At 59.9% G+C, this 20,113-nt stretch carries 22 protein-coding genes; 9 read left to right on the top strand and 13 right to left on the bottom strand.

Translation table 11 applies throughout. The features are described from left to right. Positions 1-34: 34 nt before the first annotated feature. The 3 genes from AC3WMV_RS00265 (at position 35) to cysN (ending at position 3,871) form a co-directional block, all read left to right on the top strand. Complete coding sequence (locus AC3WMV_RS00265) at positions 35-793, top strand: Nif3-like dinuclear metal center hexameric protein (RefSeq protein WP_103369132.1); 759 nt, start codon at positions 35-37, stop codon at positions 791-793. A gap of 252 nt (positions 794-1,045) precedes the next feature. After that, positions 1,046-1,963 (top strand): sulfate adenylyltransferase subunit CysD, encoded by a 918-nt coding sequence (gene cysD, locus AC3WMV_RS00270; RefSeq protein ID WP_003221715.1) that lies wholly within the window; start codon positions 1,046-1,048, stop codon positions 1,961-1,963. Between the two features lie 9 nt (positions 1,964-1,972). Further along, the gene (gene cysN / locus AC3WMV_RS00275) at positions 1,973-3,871 is read left to right on the top strand and encodes a sulfate adenylyltransferase subunit CysN (protein WP_027610861.1); all 1,899 of its coding nucleotides are present in this window, start codon (positions 1,973-1,975) and stop codon (positions 3,869-3,871) included. Between the two features lie 711 nt (positions 3,872-4,582). Here cysN and yihG read toward each other — a convergent pair. Genes yihG through AC3WMV_RS00290 form a run of 3 tightly spaced genes read right to left on the bottom strand, consistent with a single transcriptional unit; the run spans position 4,583 to position 7,975 of the window. Next, positions 4,583-5,488 (bottom strand): 1-acylglycerol-3-phosphate O-acyltransferase, YihG family, encoded by a 906-nt coding sequence (gene yihG / locus AC3WMV_RS00280; protein ID WP_027610862.1) that lies wholly within the window; start codon positions 5,486-5,488, stop codon positions 4,583-4,585. Beyond that, on the bottom strand, positions 5,489-7,588 hold the full coding sequence (pta, locus tag AC3WMV_RS00285) for a phosphate acetyltransferase (RefSeq protein WP_027610863.1): 2,100 nt from the start codon (positions 7,586-7,588) through the stop codon (positions 5,489-5,491). It lies immediately after the preceding gene. A 60-nt stretch (positions 7,589-7,648) separates the two neighbouring features. Beyond that, positions 7,649-7,975 carry a DUF3565 domain-containing protein gene (locus AC3WMV_RS00290; protein ID WP_027611099.1) on the bottom strand — a complete coding sequence of 109 codons (327 nt, stop codon included), beginning with the start codon at positions 7,973-7,975 and terminating at the stop codon, positions 7,649-7,651. Between AC3WMV_RS00290 and AC3WMV_RS00295 the strand changes: the two genes are divergently transcribed. The 3 genes from AC3WMV_RS00295 to AC3WMV_RS00305 all read left to right on the top strand — a co-directional run bounded on the left by AC3WMV_RS00295 (position 7,944) and on the right by AC3WMV_RS00305 (position 10,279). Further along, complete coding sequence (locus tag AC3WMV_RS00295) at positions 7,944-8,429, top strand: FKBP-type peptidyl-prolyl cis-trans isomerase (protein WP_007968032.1); 486 nt, start codon at positions 7,944-7,946, stop codon at positions 8,427-8,429. The two genes, AC3WMV_RS00290 and AC3WMV_RS00295, sit on opposite strands and share 32 nt — an antisense overlap. 122 nt (positions 8,430-8,551) lie before the next feature. Further along, a complete protein-coding gene (locus tag AC3WMV_RS00300; protein WP_027610864.1) occupies positions 8,552-9,034 on the top strand; it encodes a glutathione peroxidase in 483 nt (160 codons plus the stop codon). A gap of 141 nt (positions 9,035-9,175) precedes the next feature. After that, complete coding sequence (locus AC3WMV_RS00305; protein ID WP_103369131.1) at positions 9,176-10,279, top strand: NADH:flavin oxidoreductase; 1,104 nt, start codon at positions 9,176-9,178, stop codon at positions 10,277-10,279. Between the two features lie 135 nt (positions 10,280-10,414). Here the strand turns inward: AC3WMV_RS00305 and AC3WMV_RS00310 are convergent, their stop codons facing one another. Further along, positions 10,415-11,614 (bottom strand): glycosyltransferase family 4 protein, encoded by a 1,200-nt coding sequence (locus tag AC3WMV_RS00310; RefSeq protein WP_103369130.1) that lies wholly within the window; start codon positions 11,612-11,614, stop codon positions 10,415-10,417. Between the two features lie 114 nt (positions 11,615-11,728). Between AC3WMV_RS00310 and AC3WMV_RS00315 the strand changes: the two genes are divergently transcribed. Next, positions 11,729-12,304 carry a hypothetical protein gene (locus AC3WMV_RS00315; protein ID WP_146038509.1) on the top strand — a complete coding sequence of 192 codons (576 nt, stop codon included), beginning with the start codon at positions 11,729-11,731 and terminating at the stop codon, positions 12,302-12,304. Positions 12,305-12,332: 28 nt separating this feature from the next. On the opposite strand, the gene cysZ is transcribed toward AC3WMV_RS00315, so the two are convergent. Continuing rightward, entirely contained in the window at positions 12,333-13,088 is a 756-nt protein-coding gene (gene cysZ / locus AC3WMV_RS00320) for a sulfate transporter CysZ (RefSeq protein WP_103369129.1), read from the bottom strand. Between the two features lie 311 nt (positions 13,089-13,399). Here cysZ and trxB point away from each other — a divergent pair, with 311 nt between their 5' ends. Then, positions 13,400-14,362, top strand: coding sequence for a thioredoxin-disulfide reductase (gene trxB, locus AC3WMV_RS00325; protein ID WP_003221727.1), 963 nt, complete (start codon positions 13,400-13,402; stop codon positions 14,360-14,362). 184 nt (positions 14,363-14,546) lie between these two features. Here the strand turns inward: trxB and AC3WMV_RS00330 are convergent, their stop codons facing one another. The 6 genes from AC3WMV_RS00330 to AC3WMV_RS00355 form a co-directional block, all read right to left on the bottom strand. After that, positions 14,547-14,885: a HopJ type III effector protein gene (locus AC3WMV_RS00330; protein ID WP_097090400.1), complete on the bottom strand. Its 339-nt coding sequence runs from the start codon at positions 14,883-14,885 to the stop codon at positions 14,547-14,549. Further along, positions 14,878-15,174, bottom strand: coding sequence for a DUF1244 domain-containing protein (locus AC3WMV_RS00335; protein WP_003221730.1), 297 nt, complete (start codon positions 15,172-15,174; stop codon positions 14,878-14,880). Before AC3WMV_RS00335 ends, AC3WMV_RS00330 begins: the two co-directional genes overlap by 8 nt. Positions 15,175-15,270: 96 nt before the next feature. Beyond that, complete coding sequence (gene folX / locus AC3WMV_RS00340) at positions 15,271-15,642, bottom strand: dihydroneopterin triphosphate 2'-epimerase (RefSeq protein ID WP_007968040.1); 372 nt, start codon at positions 15,640-15,642, stop codon at positions 15,271-15,273. Further along, positions 15,643-16,203, bottom strand: coding sequence for a GTP cyclohydrolase I FolE (gene folE / locus AC3WMV_RS00345; RefSeq protein WP_103369128.1), 561 nt, complete (start codon positions 16,201-16,203; stop codon positions 15,643-15,645). A gap of 21 nt (positions 16,204-16,224) precedes the next feature. Next, positions 16,225-16,935, bottom strand: coding sequence for a dihydromonapterin reductase (gene folM / locus AC3WMV_RS00350; RefSeq protein ID WP_097090402.1), 711 nt, complete (start codon positions 16,933-16,935; stop codon positions 16,225-16,227). Between the two features lie 175 nt (positions 16,936-17,110). Beyond that, entirely contained in the window at positions 17,111-17,680 is a 570-nt protein-coding gene (locus tag AC3WMV_RS00355; RefSeq protein ID WP_027610870.1) for an antibiotic biosynthesis monooxygenase, read from the bottom strand. Positions 17,681-17,892: 212 nt separating this feature from the next. On the opposite strand from AC3WMV_RS00355, the gene AC3WMV_RS00360 reads away from it, so the two are divergent. Beyond that, positions 17,893-18,852: a MerR family transcriptional regulator gene (locus AC3WMV_RS00360; RefSeq protein WP_027610871.1), complete on the top strand. Its 960-nt coding sequence runs from the start codon at positions 17,893-17,895 to the stop codon at positions 18,850-18,852. 3 nt (positions 18,853-18,855) lie between these two features. Here the strand turns inward: AC3WMV_RS00360 and AC3WMV_RS00365 are convergent, their stop codons facing one another. Together AC3WMV_RS00365 and AC3WMV_RS00370 are read right to left on the bottom strand one after the other, a co-directional pair. Continuing rightward, positions 18,856-19,461: a hypothetical protein gene (locus AC3WMV_RS00365; protein ID WP_027610872.1), complete on the bottom strand. Its 606-nt coding sequence runs from the start codon at positions 19,459-19,461 to the stop codon at positions 18,856-18,858. Between the two features lie 55 nt (positions 19,462-19,516). Further along, positions 19,517-19,993, bottom strand: a complete 477-nt coding sequence (locus AC3WMV_RS00370; protein ID WP_027610873.1) for a PAS domain-containing protein — start codon at positions 19,991-19,993, stop codon at positions 19,517-19,519. Between the last annotated feature and the right edge of the window lie 120 nt (positions 19,994-20,113).

Consider the following 20,113-nt stretch of genomic DNA (forward strand, 5'->3'; position numbering starts at 1 on the left):
GCGCGCCTCTGAACGGGATTTTCAGGAGTCTTTCATGGCCGTCGCCCTCAGCACCCTCGTCGAAGAAGCCGACCGTTACCTCGGCAGTGCGAAAATCGCCGATTATTGCCCCAACGGCCTGCAGGTCGAAGGCCGACCGCAAGTGATGCGCATCGTCAGTGGCGTCACCGCCAGTCAGGCGCTGCTCGACGCGGCGGTGGAGGCCGAGGCCGACCTGATACTGGTGCATCACGGCTATTTCTGGAAAGGCGAGAACCCGTGCATCACCGGCATGAAGCAGCGGCGCCTGAAGACGCTGCTCAAGCACGACATCAGTCTGCTCGCCTATCACCTGCCGCTGGATCTGCACCCGGAAGTCGGCAACAACGTGCAACTGGCGCGTCAGCTGGACATTACCGTCGAAGGGCCACTGGATCCGGACAACCTCAAAATCGTCGGACTGCTCGGGTCGTTGAATGAGCCGATGACTGCGCGTGATTTCGCCCGCAAGGTTAAAGACGTCATGGGCCGCGAGCCGCTGCTGGTCGAGGGCAGTGGGATGATTCGTCGGGTCGGCTGGTGCACTGGCGGCGGGCAGGGTTATATCGATCAGGGCGTGGCGGCGGGTGTCGATCTGTTCCTCAGTGGTGAAGCCTCCGAGCAGACCTTCCACAGCGCGCGGGAAAACGACATCAGCTTCATCGCCGCCGGTCACCACGCCACCGAGCGCTATGGCGTGCAGGCGCTGGGTGACTACCTGGCAAAACGTTTCGCCCTCGAACACATCTTCATCGATTGCCCGAACCCGATCTGAATCCACCACAAATACCTGTGGGAGCGAGCCTGCTCGCGAAGGCGTCAGACTTTCAATACAAAGGTGTCTGGCATACCGCTTTCGCGAGCAAGCCCGCTCCCACAGGAACAGCATTGCCCGGCCGAACCGGCAGGCATATTCATATGCCCTTTCGATCTAGTAGGCGTCCTGATTAGAAGAGGTCGCTGTGCTAGGATTCCCCGCTCGAACACGGCCCGCTGGCCGTTCATAAGAAAGCTTTCGTGAGTAGCCATGGTCGACAAACTGACGCATCTGAAACAGCTGGAGGCGGAAAGCATCCACATCATCCGCGAGGTGGCCGCCGAGTTCGACAACCCGGTGATGCTGTACTCCATCGGTAAAGACTCCGCCGTGATGCTGCATCTGGCACGCAAGGCGTTCTTCCCGGGCAAACTGCCGTTTCCGGTGATGCACGTCGACACTCGCTGGAAATTCCAGGAGATGTACAAGTTCCGCGACAAGATGGTCGAAGAGCTGGGCCTGGACCTGATCACCCACATCAACCCCGATGGCGTGGCGCAGAACATCAACCCGTTCACCCACGGCAGCGCCAAACACACCGACATCATGAAGACCGAGGGCCTCAAGCAGGCGCTCGACAAGCATGGTTTCGACGCCGCGTTCGGCGGTGCCCGTCGCGATGAAGAGAAATCCCGCGCCAAAGAGCGCGTGTACTCGTTCCGCGACAGCAAGCACCGCTGGGACCCGAAAAACCAGCGCCCTGAGCTGTGGAACGTCTACAACGGCAAGGTCAACAAGGGCGAATCCATTCGGGTGTTCCCGTTGTCGAACTGGACCGAGCTGGACATCTGGCAGTACATCTACCTCGAAGGCATCCCGATCGTGCCGCTGTACTTCGCCGCCGAGCGTGAAGTGATCGAGAAGAACGGCACGCTGATCATGATCGACGACGACCGTATCCTCGAACACCTGTCCGACGAGGACAAGGCACGCATCGTCAAAAAGAAAGTGCGTTTCCGTACCCTTGGCTGCTACCCGTTGACGGGCGCGGTGGAGTCCGAGGCTGAAACCCTCACGGACATCATTCAGGAAATGCTCCTGACGCGAACTTCCGAGCGCCAGGGCCGGGTCATCGACCACGATGGCGCAGGCTCGATGGAAGACAAGAAACGTCAGGGTTATTTCTAAGGGGTTGTCATGTCGCACGCATCTGATTTGATCAGCGAGGACATCCTCGCCTACCTGGGCCAGCACGAACGTAAAGAGCTGCTGCGCTTTTTGACCTGCGGTAACGTCGATGACGGCAAGAGCACCCTGATCGGGCGCCTGCTGCACGACTCCAAGATGATCTACGAAGATCACCTGGAAGCGATCACCCGTGATTCGAAGAAAGTCGGCACCACCGGTGACGACATCGACCTGGCGTTGCTGGTCGACGGCCTGCAGGCCGAGCGTGAGCAGGGCATCACCATCGATGTCGCCTACCGCTATTTCTCCACCGCCAAACGCAAATTCATCATCGCCGACACCCCTGGCCATGAGCAGTACACCCGCAACATGGCCACCGGTGCCTCCACCTGTGATCTGGCGATCATCCTGGTCGACGCCCGTTACGGCGTGCAGACCCAGACCCGTCGCCACAGCTTCATTGCCTCGTTGCTGGGCATCAAGCACATCGTCGTCGCCATCAACAAGATGGACCTGAAAGACTTCGATGAAGGCGTGTTCGAGTCGATCAAGGCCGACTACCTGAAGTTCGCCGAAGGCTTGAAGATGAAGCCGACCAGCATGCACTTCGTGCCGATGTCTGCCCTCAAGGGCGACAACGTGGTGAACAAGTCCGAGCGCTCGCCTTGGTACAAAGGCCAGTCGCTGATGGAAATCCTCGAGACCGTGGAAGTGGCGGGTGACCGCAACTTCACCGATTTGCGTTTCCCGGTGCAGTACGTCAACCGTCCGAACCTGAACTTCCGCGGTTTCGCTGGCACCCTCGCCAGCGGCATCGTGCACAAGGGCGACGAAGTGGTGGTTCTGCCGTCGGGCAAGAGCAGCCGCGTCAAATCCATCGTCACCTTCGAAGGTGAGCTGGAGCAGGCCGGCCCGGGTCAAGCGGTGACGCTGACCATGGAAGACGAAATCGACATCTCCCGTGGCGACCTGCTGGTGCATGCCGACAACGTGCCGCCGGTCACCGACAGCTTCGAAGCGATGCTGGTGTGGATGGCTGAAGAGCCGATGCTGCCGGGCAAGAAATACGACATCAAGCGCGCCACCAGTTACGTGCCGGGCTCGATTGCCAGCATCGTCAACAAGGTCGACGTGAACACCCTCGAAGAAGGCCCGGCGAGCGCGTTGCAGCTCAACGAAATCGGCAAGGTGAAGATCGCGCTCGACGCGCCGATCGCCCTCGACGGTTACGACAGCAACCGCACCACCGGCGCGTTCATCGTCATCGACCGTTTGACCAACGGCACCGTCGGCGCCGGCATGATCGTCGCTCAGCCAGTGGCTCATGGGACTGCCTCGCACCACGGCAAACTGGCTCACGTTGCCACTGAGGAACGTTCCCAGCGTTTCGGCCAGCAGCCAGCGACCGTGCTGTTCAGCGGCCTGTCGGGCGCGGGCAAGAGCACGCTGGCCTACGCGGTCGAGCGCAAGCTGTTCGACATGGGCCGTGCGGTGTTTGTGCTCGATGGTCAGAATCTGCGTCACGACCTGAACAAAGGGCTGCCGCAGGATCGTGCCGGTCGTACCGAGAACTGGCGGCGTGCTGCGCATGTGGCGCGTCAGTTCAACGAGGCGGGTCTGTTGACCCTGGCGGCGTTTGTTGCGCCGAGTGCTGAAGGTCGTGAGCAGGCCAAGGATCTGATCGGCAAGGAGCGTCTGCTGACGGTTTATGTGCAGGCCTCGCCGGCGGTGTGTGCCGAGCGTGATCCGCAAGGGCTGTATGCTGCGGGTGGCGATAATATTCCGGGTGAGTCGTTCCCGTATGACGTGCCGCTGAATGCTGATCTGGTGATCGACACGCAGTCGCTGTCGTTGGAAGAGAGCGTCAAGCAGGTGTTGGATCTGCTGCGTAAGCGTGGCGCGATTTAAGCTTTAGTCGGAAATAAAAGGCCCGCGGATGAGTGATCATCGGCGGGTTTTTTATTGGGGGCATTTGGTTTTCGGCGGTGGCGGCCTTTGGGCTGGCCATGCTCTGGGTGGGTTGTGTGAATATCCGTTTCTTCGGGTGTTGCTGATTGCGGTTCCGCCCTTACGGCGGGTCACTTTTTACAAACGCCTAAAAAGTAACCAAAAACGCTTGCTCCTGCGTTCGGCCCGCTCGCTGGGGCTCGGGGTCCCTTCGCTGCGGGATTGATCCGGGCGCAGCGCCTCCGGTTGGCTTCGCTGCACCTCCTCTCGCTGTGTTTGGCTGCGCCAAACGGTCGCTGCGCTCCCACCCCCGGATCAATCCCTACGCTCAGCCTTCCGATGTCGCCCGTGGATCAAGATCAAGAGCTTTCGGCGAGCTGACACTCGGCCATTTGAGTGGTGAAAAGCGTGCGCCTGGCTTTAGTTTTTCCTGTGGGAGCTGGCTTGCCAGCGATGGCGGCCTGACAGCCGACCAATCTCTACCGGAATACACCGGGTTCAAACTGTGGGAGCTGGCTTGCCAGCGAAGGCGGCCTGACAGCCGACTAATCTCTACCTGAATACACCGTGTTCAAACTGTGGGAGTGAGCCTGCTCGCGATAGCGGTGTGTCATTCAACATTGGGAGTGGCTGTTCCACCGCTATCGCGAGCAGGCTCGCTCCTACAGGGGATTAACGTTTGTCTGCGAATTCGCGGTGCATCTGTTCCAGCAGTGCATCCTTGTCCTGCCACAGCTGATTGATCCAGCCCTGGAATTGCAGGCGGTATTCGCCGTCCTGGTCGTAGTTCTTGCCGATGAAGGCTGGCGGGATTTTCAGTTCTTCAAAGTGCACCACCACGTCGCGCACGTTGCCGCACAGCAGATCCCAGAAACCCGGACGCCCTCCTGGATAGTGAATGGTCACGTTGACGATCGACTCCAACTGCTCACCCATCGCATCGAGCACAAAGGCGATGCCACCCGCCTTGGGTTTGAGCAGGTATTTGAACGGTGACTGCTGTTGCGCATGTTTGCCTTCGGTGAAGCGCGTGCCTTCGACGAAGTTGAAAATCCCCACCGGGTTGTTGCGGAATTTCGCGCAGGTCTTGCGCGTGGTTTCCAGGTCTTTGCCTTTCTTCTCCGGGTGTTTTTCCAGATAGGCCTTGGAGTAGCGCTTCATGAACGGGAAGCCCAGCGCCCACCACGCCAGACCGATCACCGGGACCCAGATCAGCTCTTGCTTGAGGAAGAATTTCAGCGGCTGGATGCGGCGGTTGAGCACGTATTGCAGCACCAGAATATCCACCCAGCTCTGGTGGTTGCTGGTGATCAGATACGAGTGTTGGTAGTCCAGACCTTGCAGGCCGCTGATGTGCCAGCGGGTGCGGCGCACCAGGTTCATCCAGCCTTTGTTGTTGCTGATCCAGGCTTCGTGGGTGTGGCTCATCAGCCACAGTGAGGCGCGGCGGGCGAGGTCGAAGGGCAGCACTTTGATCAGCGCGACGCAGAACAGGAACGAGCACAGCAGAATCGTATTGAGTGCCAACAGCAGCGCGGCGATCACGCCGCGAATCGGGGCGGGCAGGAAGTCCAGCATTTACACATCCATAGGTCGGTTGGCGGCTTGAATCGCGGTCAGGGCGATGGTGTAGACGATGTCGTCGACCTGCGCGCCGCGCGGCAGGTCGTTCACCGGTTTGCGCAGGCCTTGCAGCATCGGGCCGAGGCTGACGCAGTCGGCGCTGCGCTGCACGGCTTTGTGGGTGGTGTTGCCGGTATTCAGGTCGGGGAACACGAACACCGTGGCGCGACCGGCCACCTGGCTGTTCGGCGCCAGTTGCCGGGCGACGTCTGCGTTGGCAGCGGCGTCGTATTGCAGCGGGCCGTCGATCAGCAGCGAGTGCTGTTGCTCGTGGGCGAGCAGGGTGGCTTCGCGGACTTTCTCGACTTCTTCACCGCTGGCGGATTCGCCGCTGGAGTAACTGATCATCGCCACGCGCGGGGTGATGCCGAATGCTGCTGCGGAATCAGCGCTTTGCAGGGCGATCTCCGCCAGTTCGGCGGCGCTCGGGTGCGGGTTCATCACGCAGTCGCCATAGACCAGCACTTCTTCGGGGAACAGCATGAAGAACACCGACGACACCAGCGTACAGCCCGGTGCGGTCTTGATCAGTTGCAAGGCCGGGCGAATGGTGTTGGCAGTGGTGTTGATCACACCGGAGACCAGGCCATCGACCTCATCCAGCGCGAGCATCATGGTGCCGATCACCACGGTGTCTTCCAGTTGCTGTTCGGCCATCGGCGCGTTGAGACTTTTGCTTTTGCGCAGGGCGACCATCGGCTCGATGTAGCGCTCGCGAATCAAGTCCGGATCGAGAATCTCCAGCCCCGGCGGCAACTCGATACCTTGCGCACGGGCCACGGCTTCGACGTCTTCGGGTTTGGCCAGCAGCACGCAACGGGCGATGCCGCGCTCCTGGCAGATCGCCGCCGCTTGCACGGTGAGCGGCTCGCTGCCTTCGGGCAGGACGATGCGTTTGTTCGCCGACTGCGCCCGTTGAATCAGTTGGTAGCGGAATACCGCTGGCGACAGACGCATTTCCCGCGGGGTGCCACAGCGCTGATGCAGCCATTTGGCGTCGAGATGACTGGCGACGAAATCGGTGATGATCTCCGCACGTTCGCGGTCATCGATGGGGATTTCCTTGTTCAGGCCATTGAGCAGGTTGGCGGTGTCGTAGGAGCCGGTGCTCACCGACAACACCGGCAGGCCAGCCTGCAACGCGCCTCGGCACAAATCCATGATGCGTGGATCGGGCAGGGTGTCGCTGGTCAGCAACAGCCCGGCCAGCGGTACGCCATTGAGTGCCGCGAGGCTGACCGCGAGGATGATGTCGTCGCGATCACCCGGGGTCACCACCAGTACGCCGGGCTTGAGCAGCTCCACAGTGTTGCGCATGGTCCGTGCGCAGATGATGATTTTGGTCATGCGCCGGGTTTCGTAATCGCCGGCGTTCAGCACCTGCGCGCCCATCAGGTCGGCGACGTCGCGGGTACGCGGTGCATTGAGTTCGGGCTGAAACGGAATGCAGCCGAGCAGGCGGAAATCACCGCTGCGCAACAACGGCGAATGCTCCTTCAATCGTGTGGCGAAGGCATCCATGCTCTCGTCGGTCTTGACCTTGTTGAGGATCACACCGAGGACTTTCGGATCTTTCGGGCCGCCGAACAATTGCGCCTGCAATTCCACGCGGCCGGAGAGTTCGGCGAGCACTTCGTTTTCCGGGGCCGAGACCAGAATCACCTCGGCATCCAGGCTTTTCGCCAGGTGCAAATTGACCCGCGCCGCGTAGCTGGCGCTACGGGTCGGCACCATGCCTTCGACTACCAGCACGTCTTTGCCGATGGCAGCTTGCTGATAGAGGGCGATGATTTCTTCGAGCAACTCATCGAGCTGACCGTCGCCGAGCATCCGCTCGACATGGGCCAGGCCCAGTGGCTGCGGCGGTTTCAGGCCGTGGGTGCGCGCCACCAGTTCGGTGGAACGCTCCGGGCCAGTGTCGCCCGGATGCGGCTGGGCAATCGGTTTGAAGAAACCGACTTTCAGTCCGGCCCGCTCCAGGGTACGCACCAGCCCGAGGCTGATGGAGGTCAGACCCACGCCAAAATCGGTGGGTGCGATAAAAAAAGTTTGCATGCGGATTCTCTAAAGGTGCATGGCAATGGTGGCGATCTATACGTGACCGCCTACCGCAATTCAGTCGCCAAGGTTATCGCTAACCGAGCCTTGTGCGCACCAACCGCAGGCAAAGGGTTGGCCTATTTTTTCAATACGTTGCGCCGGGTCCAGGACCCATGGCCGCGATTGCCACGGCGGCTGGTGACGCAGGTGCTGGGTGTGGCCACAGGAAAGCTCGGCCACCCAGTGACCGTCTTCATCCTGATGGAAGCCGGCGATTGTCGAATCCCGTTTGTCCGGGTTGTGTTCGCTTTCGCGCGATTGCTTCGCTAAACTTGGCCTTTCTATATTCTTCTGCAAAAGGTCTCGCCCCATGCTGATCGCCGCCAATAAGGCTGTCTCCATCGACTATACCCTGACCAACGACGCTGGTGAGGTCATCGACAGCTCCGCCGGCGGCGCTCCGCTGGTCTACCTGCAAGGCGCAGGCAACATCATCCCGGGCCTGGAAAAAGCTCTGGAAGGCAAAGCTGTTGGTGACGAGCTGGAAGTGTCCGTTGAGCCGGAAGACGCTTACGGCGAATATGCTGCCGAACTGGTCAGCACCCTGAGCCGCAGCATGTTCGAAGGCGTTGACGAGCTGGAAGTCGGCATGCAGTTCCACGCTTCGGCGCCGGACGGCCAGATGCAGATCGTGACCATCCGTGACCTGGACGGCGACGACGTCACCGTTGACGGCAACCACCCACTGGCCGGTCAGCGCCTGAACTTCAAAGTGAAGGTCGTTGCTATCCGTGACGCCAGCCAGGAAGAAGTCGCTCATGGCCACGTCCATGGCGAAGGTGGCCATCACCACTGATTTTCTGCGCTAAGCTTCGAGTACTGGAGAGGCGCCTGCGGGCGCCTTTTTAGTCCGCGGCTGTCCTTGGTGCTCTCGCCAAGTGGCTGTTTCGAGTAGAACACGGGAATCTGGAGTCCGTCATGAGTGCTTTTCACGACCTTAAGTTGACAGCCCTGGATGGTCAGGAGCTACCGCTGGCGCCTTTCAAAGGCCAAGTCGTGCTGGTGGTCAACGTCGCCTCCAAATGCGGCTTGACCCCACAGTACGCGGCGCTGGAAAACCTCTACCAGCAATTCAAGGGCAAGGGCTTCAGTGTGCTGGGCCTGCCGTGCAATCAGTTTGCCGGTCAGGAGCCAGGTACCGAACAGCAAATCCAGGAGTTCTGCAGCCTGAACTATGGCGTGACGTTCCCGTTGTCGAGCAAGCTTGAAGTCAACGGCCATGATCGTCATCAGCTGTACCGCTTGCTGGCGGGCGAGGGTGCGGAGTTTCCGGGGGATATCACCTGGAACTTCGAGAAATTCCTGCTCGGCAAGGATGGCCGGGTATTGGCGCGATTCTCGCCGCGCACGCCGCCGGATGATCCGACCATTGTCCACGCGATTGAAAAAGCGCTGGGCTGAAACACAAAAATCGCAGCCATCGAGCTGCGATTTTTTTTGCCTGACTTTTGACCCTTAATCATTCAAATCAATAGTGCTGTTAAAAGGCGCTAACTGTTCATATTATCGCCGTCATAAAGTCATTCCCTGTGGAGCCTTCCAATGCCGGTGCAAGCCCTGTTCAAACCGTTCCACCTCGGTGCCCTCGAACTGCCGACCCGCGTGGTGATGGCGCCGATGACCCGCTCGTTTTCCCCGGGTGGCGTACCCAATTCCAAAGTGATCGAGTACTACCGTCGCCGCGCTGCGGCCGGTGTTGGCCTGATCATCACCGAAGGCACCACTGTCGGTCACAAGGCTTCCAACGGTTACCCGAATGTGCCGCAGTTCTTCGGCGAAGCGCCACTGGCCGGCTGGAAAAAAGTCGTCGACGCGGTGCATGCCGAGGGCGGCAAGATTGTTCCGCAACTGTGGCACGTCGGCAGCGTGCGTCGCATCGGCACCGAGCCGGATGCCAGCGTCCCGGCTTACGGCCCGACGGAAAAACTCAAGGATGGCCAGGTCGTGGTGCACGGCATGACCAAACAGGACATTCAGGACGTGATCGGTGCTTTCGCCCAAGCGGCGAAGGATGCGCAAAGCATCGGCATGGACGGCGTGGAAATCCACGGCGCCCACGGCTATCTGATCGACCAGTTCTTCTGGGAAGGCAGCAACCAGCGTACCGACGAATACGGCGGCAGCCTGGCCAACCGTTCGCGGTTCGCCATCGAGTTGATTCAAGCGGCGCGCGCGGCAGTCGGTGAAGGCTTCCCGATCATCTTCCGTTTTTCGCAGTGGAAGCAGCAGGATTACACCGCGCGTCTGGTGCAGACCCCGGAGGCGCTGGGCGAATTCCTCAAGCCGTTGGCCGACGCCGGGGTGGACATTTTCCACTGCTCGACGCGGCGTTTCTGGGAGCCTGAATTTGACGGTTCCGAGCTGAACCTGGCCGGCTGGACGCGCAAACTGACTGGCAAACCGACCATCACCGTAGGCAGCGTCGGCCTGGACGGCGAGTTCCTGCAGTTCATGGTCAACACCGACAAGGTCGCGCAACCGGCAAGCCTGGAGAAACTGCTGGAGCGTCTGAACAACGACGAGTTCGATCTGGTGGCAGTGGGCCGTGCGCTGCTGGTGGATCCGGACTGGGCGCTGAAAGTCCGTGAAGGGCGTGAGCAGGATATTCTGCCGTTCAGCCGTGAGGCGTTGATGACGCTGGTTTAAGTAGCACCTTTGATGGCCCCTTCGCGAGCAAGCCCGCTCCCACAGGTTTCTCTGGGTTCACAGAATCTGTGTTCACTGAGGATCCCTTGTGGGAGCGAGCCTGCTCGCGAAGGCAGGTTCAAAATCAGCAAAGATCTAAGGCAATGTCTGCGCATTCGGCAACACCCCCTCCCGCACACACGCGCCACGCAAGTGCTTTTCAAATTGCTCGATGATCGCCGCCCACCCCTGGCGACTGGCATGCTGGCGCGCATTCAGGCGCACGCAACGCAAGGTCTCATCTTCCTCCAGCAACCACGCCGCCGCATCGCAGAACGCTTGTTCATCACCGGGCATCGCCAACACGCCGTTGTAACCGTGGCGAATGTGCTGCGCTGCCGCAGCCTGATCGTACGCCACCACCCCCAGCCCTGACGCCAGAGCTTCCAGCACCACATTGCCGAAGGTTTCGGTCATGCTTGGGAACAGGAAGATATCGCCGGACGCATAGTGCGCCGCCAGTGCTTCGCCGCGCTGTGAACCACAGAAGATCGCCTCGGGCAGCTCCTTTTCCAGCGCAGGCCGTTGCGGCCCGTCGCCGACCACGATCAGCTTCAGCTTGCGCTGTGGATAAGTGCGGCACAGGGTGTCGAAGCAGCGCTTGAGCAGACCGAGGTTCTTTTCCGGGGCCAGCCGGCCGACGTGAATCACCGCGATGTCCTGCTCGCTCAGGCCCCATTGCTCACGCAAGCCGTTCAGGCGCTTGGCCGGGTGAAACAACTGGCTGTCCACGCCGCGGGAGAGCAGGGCGAGGCGGTCGAAATGCCGACGCTCCAGTTCCAGGCGCTGACTGACGCTCGGCACCAGGGTCATCGCCGAGCGGTTGTGAAACCAGCGCAGATAATGCGTGAGCAAGCGCGTCAGCAAACTCAGTCCGTACTGATTGGTGTACTGCTGAAAATTGGTGTGAAAGCCGCTGACCACCGAGATCCCCAGACGCCGTGCCGCACGCAACGCCGACAAACCGAGCGGGCCTTCGGTGGCGATGTACAAAACGTCCGGGCGATGACGCTTCCAGCGCCGCAGCAGCTTGTGCATCGACGACTGTCCCCATTGCAGACCGGGATAACCCGGCAACGGCCAGCCTCGACACAACAGCAAGGCATCGTCCTCGACGCGCTGCGGATCTCCCGCCTGGCGCGGTCGCACCAGTTCCACCTGATGCCCACGCGCGCGCAAGCCATCGCACAAGCGACCAAGGGTATTGGCCACTCCGTTGATTTCCGGTGGGAAGGTTTCGCTGATCAGGGTGATATGCAGAGCTGTCGTCATGACCTCAGTGTCGATTGAGGCGATGTCGTCATTGTGTCGAGTTGATGATCGATTGATGACAGCTGCTTACCGTGTGCCTAAACCTTTTGCCTGCCCGGTCGTTAGCCTTGACTTGAACTCTTTCCAGGAAATATGGCTGTGTCAGAGAATGCTTATGCACCGCCTGAGGCGGAACTGTTGGTTGCGGATGAACAAACACCAGAGTTTTATGTTGTTGCACGGTGGAAGTTCATTCTGCTGGCGATCCTCAGTTTTGGCCTGTATTTCTACTTCTGGATTTACAAAAACTGGAGTCAGTACAAGCGCAGTACTCGACAGGAACTATGGCCGTGGGCGCGAGCGTTTTTCTATTTGTTTTTCGTGCATCAGCTTTATCGGCAAGCCAAAAAACGAATCCATGACAGAGGTGGAAAGTCCGATTGGGATCTTGAGCAATGGGCGACAGTCTTTGTTGTACTGACCGTAGTCGCGCACATATTCGAAAAGCTTCCCAAGCAGATTCCAGATCTGAGTTTTCTTGGCCTTGTCGCCTTGATCATGCTGCCGATAAGAGTTTATGTCGCAAGCCAAGGGCAACAACTGATCAATTTGGCCGCCAGCGATCCTCAAGGCCTGAGTAACAATCGCCTCAACGCCTGGAACTTGCTGATTATCTTGCCAGGCGCTGCGGCGTGGGTATTGGTAGGGCTGCTTCTAGGCGGCGTTTACCCCTGAGTTGCCAGAAGGATTGATGCCTGGAGGCTCAGACTTTTTCCTGAGCCAGCATCTCGGCACCGCGCTCACGCACCCAGAACAACGTCGCTCCCGCTACCGCCGCCGGCATCATCAGAATGTTGACCACCGGAATCAGCAGCGCCAGATAGACGATCCCGCCAAAACTCATGCTCTGCCAGCGTTTCTGCCGCAGCCAGGCGAGCATCTCGTTCCAGCCCAATTTGTGGTTGTCTGCCGGGTAGTCAATGTACTGGATCGCCATCATCCACACGCCGAACAGCAGCCACAGCGGGGCGGCGACGATGTTCACTACCGGGATGAACGAGAGAATGAACAGGCCGATCGCCCGCGGCAGGAAGTAGCCGAGTTTGCGCATTTCCCGGGCGAGGGTGCGCGGGATCATCGCAATCAGTTCGCCCCAGCTGAAGGCCGGGAAATCATCGGTGCCGCGTACCACCACTTCGACTTTTTCCGCGAGGAAACCGTTGAACGGCGCCGCGATCACGTTGGCGAGCATGGTGAAGGTGAAGAACACCATCAACGCCACCAGCACCACGAACAGCGGCCAGAGGATGTAGCTGAGGAAACTCAGCCATTCGGGCAGCGACGGCATCAGGCTGTCGACCCACAGGCTGAACTGATGGCCGGCCAGATAGATCAATCCGACGAACAGCACCAGGTTGATCGCCAGTGGCAGCAACACGAACAGGCGCAGGCCCGGGCTGAGAACCAGTTTGAGGCCTTCGCGCAGGTATTGCGGGCCGGACAGAACAGGGGCGGGCATAAGGTGCTCCGAGCAAGGGAAAACGCGCCGACCTTACCGACTTTGCAACAGGTGCGAAAGCGCGGCAGAGCGATCGACATTCACTGTAACAAAGACGTCGATCTGGTCGGAGTCTGCGTATAGAGACCACCTATGAGCTGGATTGTTAATCCGTATTTCCTTAATCTTGCCCCCCTCGATACGCTGCACCCAACTTTTTACAGGACTGTCGAGCTCATGCCTTCCCCAAGGTTATCCACAGTCCTTTTTTATTCCCGCCGGCAGTCCGGCGTTCCGCGCCAGTGTTTCGGCCCGGTCAACAGGAGCAGGTCATGTCTGAAGTCCGTCATTCGCGAGTGATTATTCTCGGTTCCGGCCCTGCCGGTTACAGCGCTGCGGTCTACGCCGCCCGTGCCAACCTCAAGCCACTGCTGATCACCGGCATGCAGGCCGGCGGTCAATTGACCACCACCACCGAAGTCGACAACTGGCCGGGCGACGTGCACGGCCTGACCGGTCCGGCGCTGATGGAGCGGATGCGCGAGCACGCCGAGCGTTTTGAAACCGAGATCGTTTTCGATCACATCAACGCCGTGGACTTCGCTGCCAAGCCGTACACCCTGACCGGCGACAGCGCGACTTACACCTGCGACGCCCTGATCATCGCCACCGGTGCCAGCGCTCGTTATTTGGGCCTGCCGTCGGAAGAGGCGTTCATGGGCAAAGGCGTTTCGGCCTGCGCGACCTGCGACGGTTTCTTCTACCGCAACAAGCCAGTGGCTGTGGTCGGCGGCGGCAACACCGCTGTTGAAGAGGCGCTGTACCTGGCTAACATCGCCAGCACCGTGACCCTGATCCACCGTCGCGAAACCTTCCGCGCCGAGAAGATCCTGATCGACAAGCTGAACGCCCGCGTGGCCGAAGGCAAGATCATCCTCAAGTTGAACGCCAACCTCGACGAAGTGCTGGGCGACAACATGGGCGTGACCGGTGCGCGCCTCAAGAACAACGACGGCAGCTTCGACGAGATCAAAGTCGATGGCGTGTTCATCGCCATTGGCCACACCCCGAACACCTCGCTGTTCGAAGGCCAGTTGACCCTGAAAGACGGTTACCTGGTTGTGCAGGGCGGTCGTGACGGCAACGCCACTGCCACCAGCGTTGAAGGCATCTTTGCTGCCGGTGACGTGGCTGACCACGTTTACCGTCAGGCCATCACCTCGGCCGGCGCCGGCTGCATGGCAGCACTGGACACCGAGCGTTACCTGGACGGTCTGCAGAACGCTTCGTTCTAAATCGCAGACACAAAAAAACCGGCTTCGGCCGGTTTTTTTTGTGCCCGTTATTCACAGCCACCACTCAACAAATGTGGGAGCGAGCCTGCTCGCGAAGGCGTCATGTCAGGCAACATTCTGGATGTCTGATACACCGCTTTCGCGAGCAGGCTCGCTCCCACAGGGACTGGTGTTGGATCTGATATCAGCGACGGGTCAGCGGCTGTGCTTCGAACTTCACACCCGCCAGACCGTGCTTGATCAGCGCGCGGATATTGCCGTGGTCGCTGCCCTCAGGCGTCGCCACCACCGAACGGTAATGTTCACCGAACGCCAGCAGCGCTTCTTCATCACTCAAGCCTTCCAGCAGTGCCAGACCCAAAGTCTTGCACGAACCTTCGTTCTGCCCGGCGGCGTTTTCCACGCCACCGTTGTTGAACGCCTGAGGCTGGTAGTCGTAACCGGCGGCGATGAAAGCCAGGGTGTCGGCGAAAGCGTGTTCGCCGCTTTTGAGGCTGGCGCGCAGGGTGTTCAGATCACTCATTGGGTTTTCCTTTGGCGAACGCCGCCTGTTGTTCGGCGCTGGCTTCTTGCTGGTATTGGGCTTTCCACTCGGCGTAAGGCATGCCGTAAACCACTTCACGGGCGTCGTCGAGGCTGACCTCGATCTGCTGTTCATCGGCGGCAGCCTTGTACCACTTGGACAGGCAGTTGCGGCAGAACCCGGCAAGGTTCATCAGGTCGATGTTCTGCACGTCCTTGCGGCTGTCCAGGTGGGCGACCAGCCGGCGGAAGGCGGCGGCTTCGAGTTCGAGGCGTTGTTGCTCGGTCATGGGAGTCTCTGCGAGACAGCTTCAAGCGACGAGCTTCAAGCTGCAAGATGGGTGGCGTTGATACGAAGTTTACAGTTTGCCGCTTGAAGCTTGAAGCTAGCGGCTCGCTGCAAGCGTGATTGACACCGACTCGGCAAAACGCAGCGCATGCGGCTTGTCGACTTCGACTTCGGCGTACAGCACCGCAGCATGAGTCATCACCAGATCCAGCAGTTCCTGGGTCAGGCGTTCGAGCAGCGCAAACCGATTGCCCTCGACGTGGGCGATGATCGCCTTGGTGATGGTGCGGTAATTCAGCGCGTGATCGATGTCGTTGTCGCGCACCGCTTCCTGCGCCGCGTACAGGATCGTGAGATTGATCAGCACATCCTGCTTGTTGAGGATCTCGTCCTCGTTGATCCCGATAAAGGTGCGCAAGCGCAGATCCTTGACCCGGATGCGCGCCATTCCCGGTTGAAGTTGTGACATTTACTTGCTCCGTCCAATCAATTGCAGGAACTCCTGGCGGGTGTTGCTCGAGTCGCGAAAGGCGCCGAGCATGACCGAGGTGTTCATGGTCGAATTCTGTTTCTCGACACCGCGCATCATCATGCACATGTGCCGGGCCTCGATGACCACCGCGACGCCGGCGGCATCGGTGACCTGTTGCACCGCATCGGCAATCTGCCGGGTGAGGTTTTCCTGAATCTGCAGGCGCCGGGCGAACATGTCCACCAGCCGCGCGATCTTCGACAGCCCCAGCACCTTGCCTGTCGGAATATAAGCCACATGGGCCTTGCCGATGAAGGGCAGCAGGTGATGTTCGCACAACGAGTAGAGCTCGATGTCGGCGACGATGATCATCTCGTCGCTGTCGGAGGCAAACAGCGCGCCGTTGACGATCTGCTCCACACTCTGTTCATAGCCGTGACACAGGTATTGCATGGCCTTGGCCGCGCGCACCGGGGTATCGAGCAGACCTTCGCGGTCGGGGTCTTCGCCGAGGCCGATGAGGATCTCGCGGTAATTCTCGGGCAGGGAACGGGTCATGGGTGATCCTCGCGCAGCAGCTTATTTGACGTGCCGTCCGCCGTTGACGGTCAGGGTCGTGCCGGTGACATAGGGGTTGTCGAGCAGATAGCGCAGGCTCTGGTAGATCACTTCGCTGCCGGGCTCGATGCCCAGCGCGGATTTGGCCAGCGCCCTGGCGCGGTACGCCGCGTCGTCGTCGGGATTGAACAATAGCAGGGCCGGCGCGATGCCGTTGACCTTGATTGCCGGCGCATAGCGCGCGGCGAAGGACAGGGTCAGGCTGTCGAGCCCGGCCTTGCTGGCGCAATAACCGATGTGCTTGCTGCTGCCCTTGCGCGTGACATCGTCGCTGATGTGGATGATGTCGGCCGGGGTCGAGCCTTTGAGCAGGTCGGCGCAGTGCAGGTTGATCAGATACGGCGCGAGCATGTGCACGTTGAGCATGCGCGAGAAGGCCTCGGCTTCACTGCCCGGGGTTTCCGCCAGCCATTCGGAGGCGTTGTGGACGATGGCGCGCAGGCAGTCGGTGTGGGTTTTCAGTTCATCGATGAAGGCGAGGATGGCGGCTTCGCTGGAGAAGTCCGCGAACACCGCGACAGCGCCCAGATCACGCAGGGCTTGTACGCCCGGACGTTCGCTGCGGTAGGTGAAGATGACCCGATGGCCGTCTTCAAGCAAACGCTGTGCGCAGTGCAGACCGACACGCTGGCCGGCACCGGTGATGAGGATCGGGGCGGAGGATATGGACATGAACGGCTCGCGTCGCGGTTGGAGCAAAAACTATAACAGCGACATGAGCCATGCACCTATCGTCGGCCTTACCAATACCTGTGGGAGCGAGCCTGCTCGCGAATGCGGTGTCTCAGTCGACATCAATGTTGAATGGCAGTCCGTATTCGCGAGCAGGCTAGCTCCCACACAGAGATCATCGATTCTGCGTAGAGGGTGTTGCAGGCAAAGGTCGCGCAGGCACAGCGTTCAACCAGTTGGCCAGCAACCGCGTCGACAACGGAATAAAGAAATACACCATCAAGGGCGTCAGGCACGCCGTGCTGATCAATACCCGCGGCAGCAGGCTCATCTCGCCGAGCAGCGGTCCGAGGACAAAGTTGAACAGCAGCGACACCGGGAAGAACGCCAGCCAGATCGCCACGGCCTGTTTCCAGCGTGGTGGCCGTTGACCGGCAGCGCCGAACCAGCCTTCGATGCCGCTGACCCGATGCTCCTTGGGATGCTCGAACAGATCGCTGCCCCGCGCCAGCCACGCGGTACGCGAGACCGAGTGCTCCCAGGCGTGCAGGGTCTGCTCGTCGACGAAGCGGAAAATGATCTGGAATTCGTTGTCACCGGGTGGCGGAGCGAGCACGCCGGAACCCAGGTAACCGGGAAAGTCAGTGGCCAGTTGTTCGCCTTCGCGCAGCCAGGCAATCAGGTCCTGATAGCGGCCGTCGGCGACGCGACGCGCAACCATCAGCGTGACGGGGGAAGTAGACATTGTGTATCTCCATATTTCGAGTGCGGCGCTCCGGGTAGGAGGTTTCGCAATGCGCAAGCCGGGGTGGGGGCCTGCGCTTTTCAACAAGCAAGGATTATTCCCGATTTTGATGACAGTTTCAGAGACTTTCGTCTCTGTTTATTGGGTTGAACCGACAGAGGGCATCGGATATAGAATGGGATCCAAATTTACCGAGCGGACACATCAGCACCATGGCTGTTATCACGGACGCTAACCCTGCCTCGCAGGCCTCTGTCGCACTTGAGCGCGAAGAGTTGTTCCCTATTCGGGAGGTGTCGCGGCTGACCGGCGTCAACCCGGTAACGCTGCGTGCATGGGAGCGCCGCTACGGTTTGATCCAGCCGACGCGCACCGAAAGCGGGCACCGGTTGTATTCGATGACCGAAATCGAGCGTGTGCGCAGCATCGTCGACTGGATCGATCGCGGCGTTGCCGTGAGCAAGGTCGGCAAGATCCTGGCGAGGACCGAGCCGCTGAAAGCCTTGGCCCATATCATCCCCGATGATCTGGTCCAGGCCGATTACGCGCAATGGCAGCAGCAGGTGCAATTGGCCGTCAGTTCGTTCGACGACCGCGCGCTGGATCAGGTTTACAACCAGATCTTCTCGTCCTACTCGCTGCCGGTGGTGTTTCCGAACATTCTCATGCCTTTGTGGCTGCAGATGTTGCAGCGCCAGGATGCCTTCGGGCAGACCAGCGAGTGGCTGTTTTTCGACGGGTTCCTGCGGGCGCGGGTGTTGCAGCGGATCGTCGCGCTGCGCGGCACCCAGCCGCGCAAAGTGATTGTCAGTGCGCTCGCCGGTCAGTGTCGTGAACTCGAGCTACTGGTTGCCGCGTTGTTTCTCAGTGGCAATGATGCGGGCGTGCGGGTGCTGACCACCGGCCAGCCATTCGATGAGTTGGCGCTGGTGTGCGAGCGGATCAAGCCGCAGGCGCTGGTGCTGTTTTCCAACCATGCCCCCACCGCGGATTTGCCGCGCCGTCTGAATCGACTGGCCTTGAGTCTCGACTGTCAGGTAATGCTCGCCGGCGACGCTGCCGATCTGGCACAGGACAGTCTGGCCGGATCCTCGATCGGTTGTCTGGGCAATGAAGGAGCGACGATGCGTCAGCGCATGACGCAATTTCTCGCAGGTACGCTGGATACCTGAATATCAGGTGTGCAGGGCGGGGTGGGTCAGACGGTGTTGTTGCAGGATGAACTGGCGCAGCCGTTCGGTTTCATCGGCGTCGGTCTGGCTCAGCTCGTAGGCGTAGAAGCCGTGCTCGGTTTCGCGCTCGAAGTTGCCGCGCAGGGAAATCCGCTCGTAACCTGAAGGGCTGAACCACAGCGCGAAATGCTTGGGCGGTTTGGTCTTGTTGCGCATTTCCAGCAGCACGCCTTTGTGCGACACCTCGTGCACCCACATCATGCCCGGTTGGCCTTTGGCATTTTCCAGCGCGACCGGCTCTTCGAGAGTCAGGCGCCATGGGCGAATCATCGGCCCGTCTTCGTAAATGCTCGGCACGCCCAGGCGCAGGTGCAACGCGTGGAATTCGTCTTCCACCAGGTGCAGCGGAAAGGTCATTTGCTGATTTTCGAAATTGGCCTGAATGGTCACTTGCTCGTGAGCCGCCAGGCGTGTGAGCAGGTCACGGATCTGCGAACCTCCATTGACCAACAGGCTCGACGTCGCATCCCGCACATTGAGCTGCGGGTTGTGCTGCATGGTCTGGATGAAATCCAGCTCATCCTGGGTCAGGAGTGCGTCGCGTTGCATGGCCTGGCTCGAAAGAAATAGTTACAAAGTCATTGGTGATTGTAGTTACTGACACTTAGTTCGCAGTTTTGTTTGCGCCGTTCGTCGCTTTCAGGGCGGCGAGTTCGGCTTGCAAGGCGGCAACTTGTGCTTCCAGTTGTGCAACGCGTTGCTGCGCCTTGACCTGAACCGTGACATCTTTCTGCACACCGACGAAATAAGTCTGGCCGTCATCAGCGTTTTTCACTGTCGACAACGACAGCTCGTTCCAGAATGGTGTGCCGTCCTTGCGGTAGTTGCGCAGGATTTCCCGGCACGCCCCGCCGTTGTGCAAGGTGTCGCGAATCAGCGACAGACCGGCTTGATCGCGGTCTCCTGACTGCAGAAAGCGGCAGTCCTGATAAAGAATCTCTTCGCTGCTGTAACCGGTCAGGCGTTCGAAGGCCGGGTTTACGTAAATCAGGATGTTGTCCTGCTCGCCTTCCTTTTCGGCCACCACGATTCCATCGTTCGACGCGTTGATCACCATTTGCAGCAGACTGGCGTTGATCATCAATGAATCCTTTCAGTGTCGATAATGGCTGGCATTCTAGAAGTTCCAACGCCGCTGTCTACTGGCTATCACGGCGAATCGGGGCTGGATCGCGGCTTTTGCGTCGGACTGCTACTATCG

The sequence above is a fragment of the Pseudomonas sp. FW305-3-2-15-E-TSA4 genome, from assembly GCF_058787295.1.

Bases quoted from the DNA above. Each gene is read 5' to 3' on its own strand.
- trxB (WP_003221727.1), top strand. From the start codon at position 13,400: ATGTCTGAAGTCCGTCATTCGCGAGTGATTATTCTCGGTTCCGGCCCT.
- AC3WMV_RS00305 (WP_103369131.1), top strand. From the start codon at position 9,176: ATGCCGGTGCAAGCCCTGTTCAAACCGTTCCACCTCGGTGCCCTCGAA.
- AC3WMV_RS00295 (WP_007968032.1), top strand. From the start codon at position 7,944: ATGCTGATCGCCGCCAATAAGGCTGTCTCCATCGACTATACCCTGACC.
- AC3WMV_RS00330 (WP_097090400.1), bottom strand. From the start codon at position 14,885: ATGAGTGATCTGAACACCCTGCGCGCCAGCCTCAAAAGCGGCGAACAC.
- AC3WMV_RS00360 (WP_027610871.1), top strand. From the start codon at position 17,893: ATGGCTGTTATCACGGACGCTAACCCTGCCTCGCAGGCCTCTGTCGCA.
- AC3WMV_RS00355 (WP_027610870.1), bottom strand. From the start codon at position 17,680: ATGTCTACTTCCCCCGTCACGCTGATGGTTGCGCGTCGCGTCGCCGAC.
- yihG (WP_027610862.1), bottom strand. From the start codon at position 5,488: ATGCTGGACTTCCTGCCCGCCCCGATTCGCGGCGTGATCGCCGCGCTG.
- AC3WMV_RS00370 (WP_027610873.1), bottom strand. From the start codon at position 19,993: ATGATCAACGCCAGTCTGCTGCAAATGGTGATCAACGCGTCGAACGAT.
- AC3WMV_RS00300 (WP_027610864.1), top strand. From the start codon at position 8,552: ATGAGTGCTTTTCACGACCTTAAGTTGACAGCCCTGGATGGTCAGGAG.
- folM (WP_097090402.1), bottom strand. From the start codon at position 16,935: ATGTCCATATCCTCCGCCCCGATCCTCATCACCGGTGCCGGCCAGCGT.
- AC3WMV_RS00290 (WP_027611099.1), bottom strand. From the start codon at position 7,975: ATGGAGACAGCCTTATTGGCGGCGATCAGCATGGGGCGAGACCTTTTG.
- folX (WP_007968040.1), bottom strand. From the start codon at position 15,642: ATGTCACAACTTCAACCGGGAATGGCGCGCATCCGGGTCAAGGATCTG.
- cysD (WP_003221715.1), top strand. From the start codon at position 1,046: ATGGTCGACAAACTGACGCATCTGAAACAGCTGGAGGCGGAAAGCATC.
- AC3WMV_RS00265 (WP_103369132.1), top strand. From the start codon at position 35: ATGGCCGTCGCCCTCAGCACCCTCGTCGAAGAAGCCGACCGTTACCTC.
- AC3WMV_RS00365 (WP_027610872.1), bottom strand. From the start codon at position 19,461: ATGCAACGCGACGCACTCCTGACCCAGGATGAGCTGGATTTCATCCAG.
- cysZ (WP_103369129.1), bottom strand. From the start codon at position 13,088: ATGCCCGCCCCTGTTCTGTCCGGCCCGCAATACCTGCGCGAAGGCCTC.
- AC3WMV_RS00335 (WP_003221730.1), bottom strand. From the start codon at position 15,174: ATGACCGAGCAACAACGCCTCGAACTCGAAGCCGCCGCCTTCCGCCGG.
- cysN (WP_027610861.1), top strand. From the start codon at position 1,973: ATGTCGCACGCATCTGATTTGATCAGCGAGGACATCCTCGCCTACCTG.
- pta (WP_027610863.1), bottom strand. From the start codon at position 7,588: ATGCAAACTTTTTTTATCGCACCCACCGATTTTGGCGTGGGTCTGACC.
- folE (WP_103369128.1), bottom strand. From the start codon at position 16,203: ATGACCCGTTCCCTGCCCGAGAATTACCGCGAGATCCTCATCGGCCTC.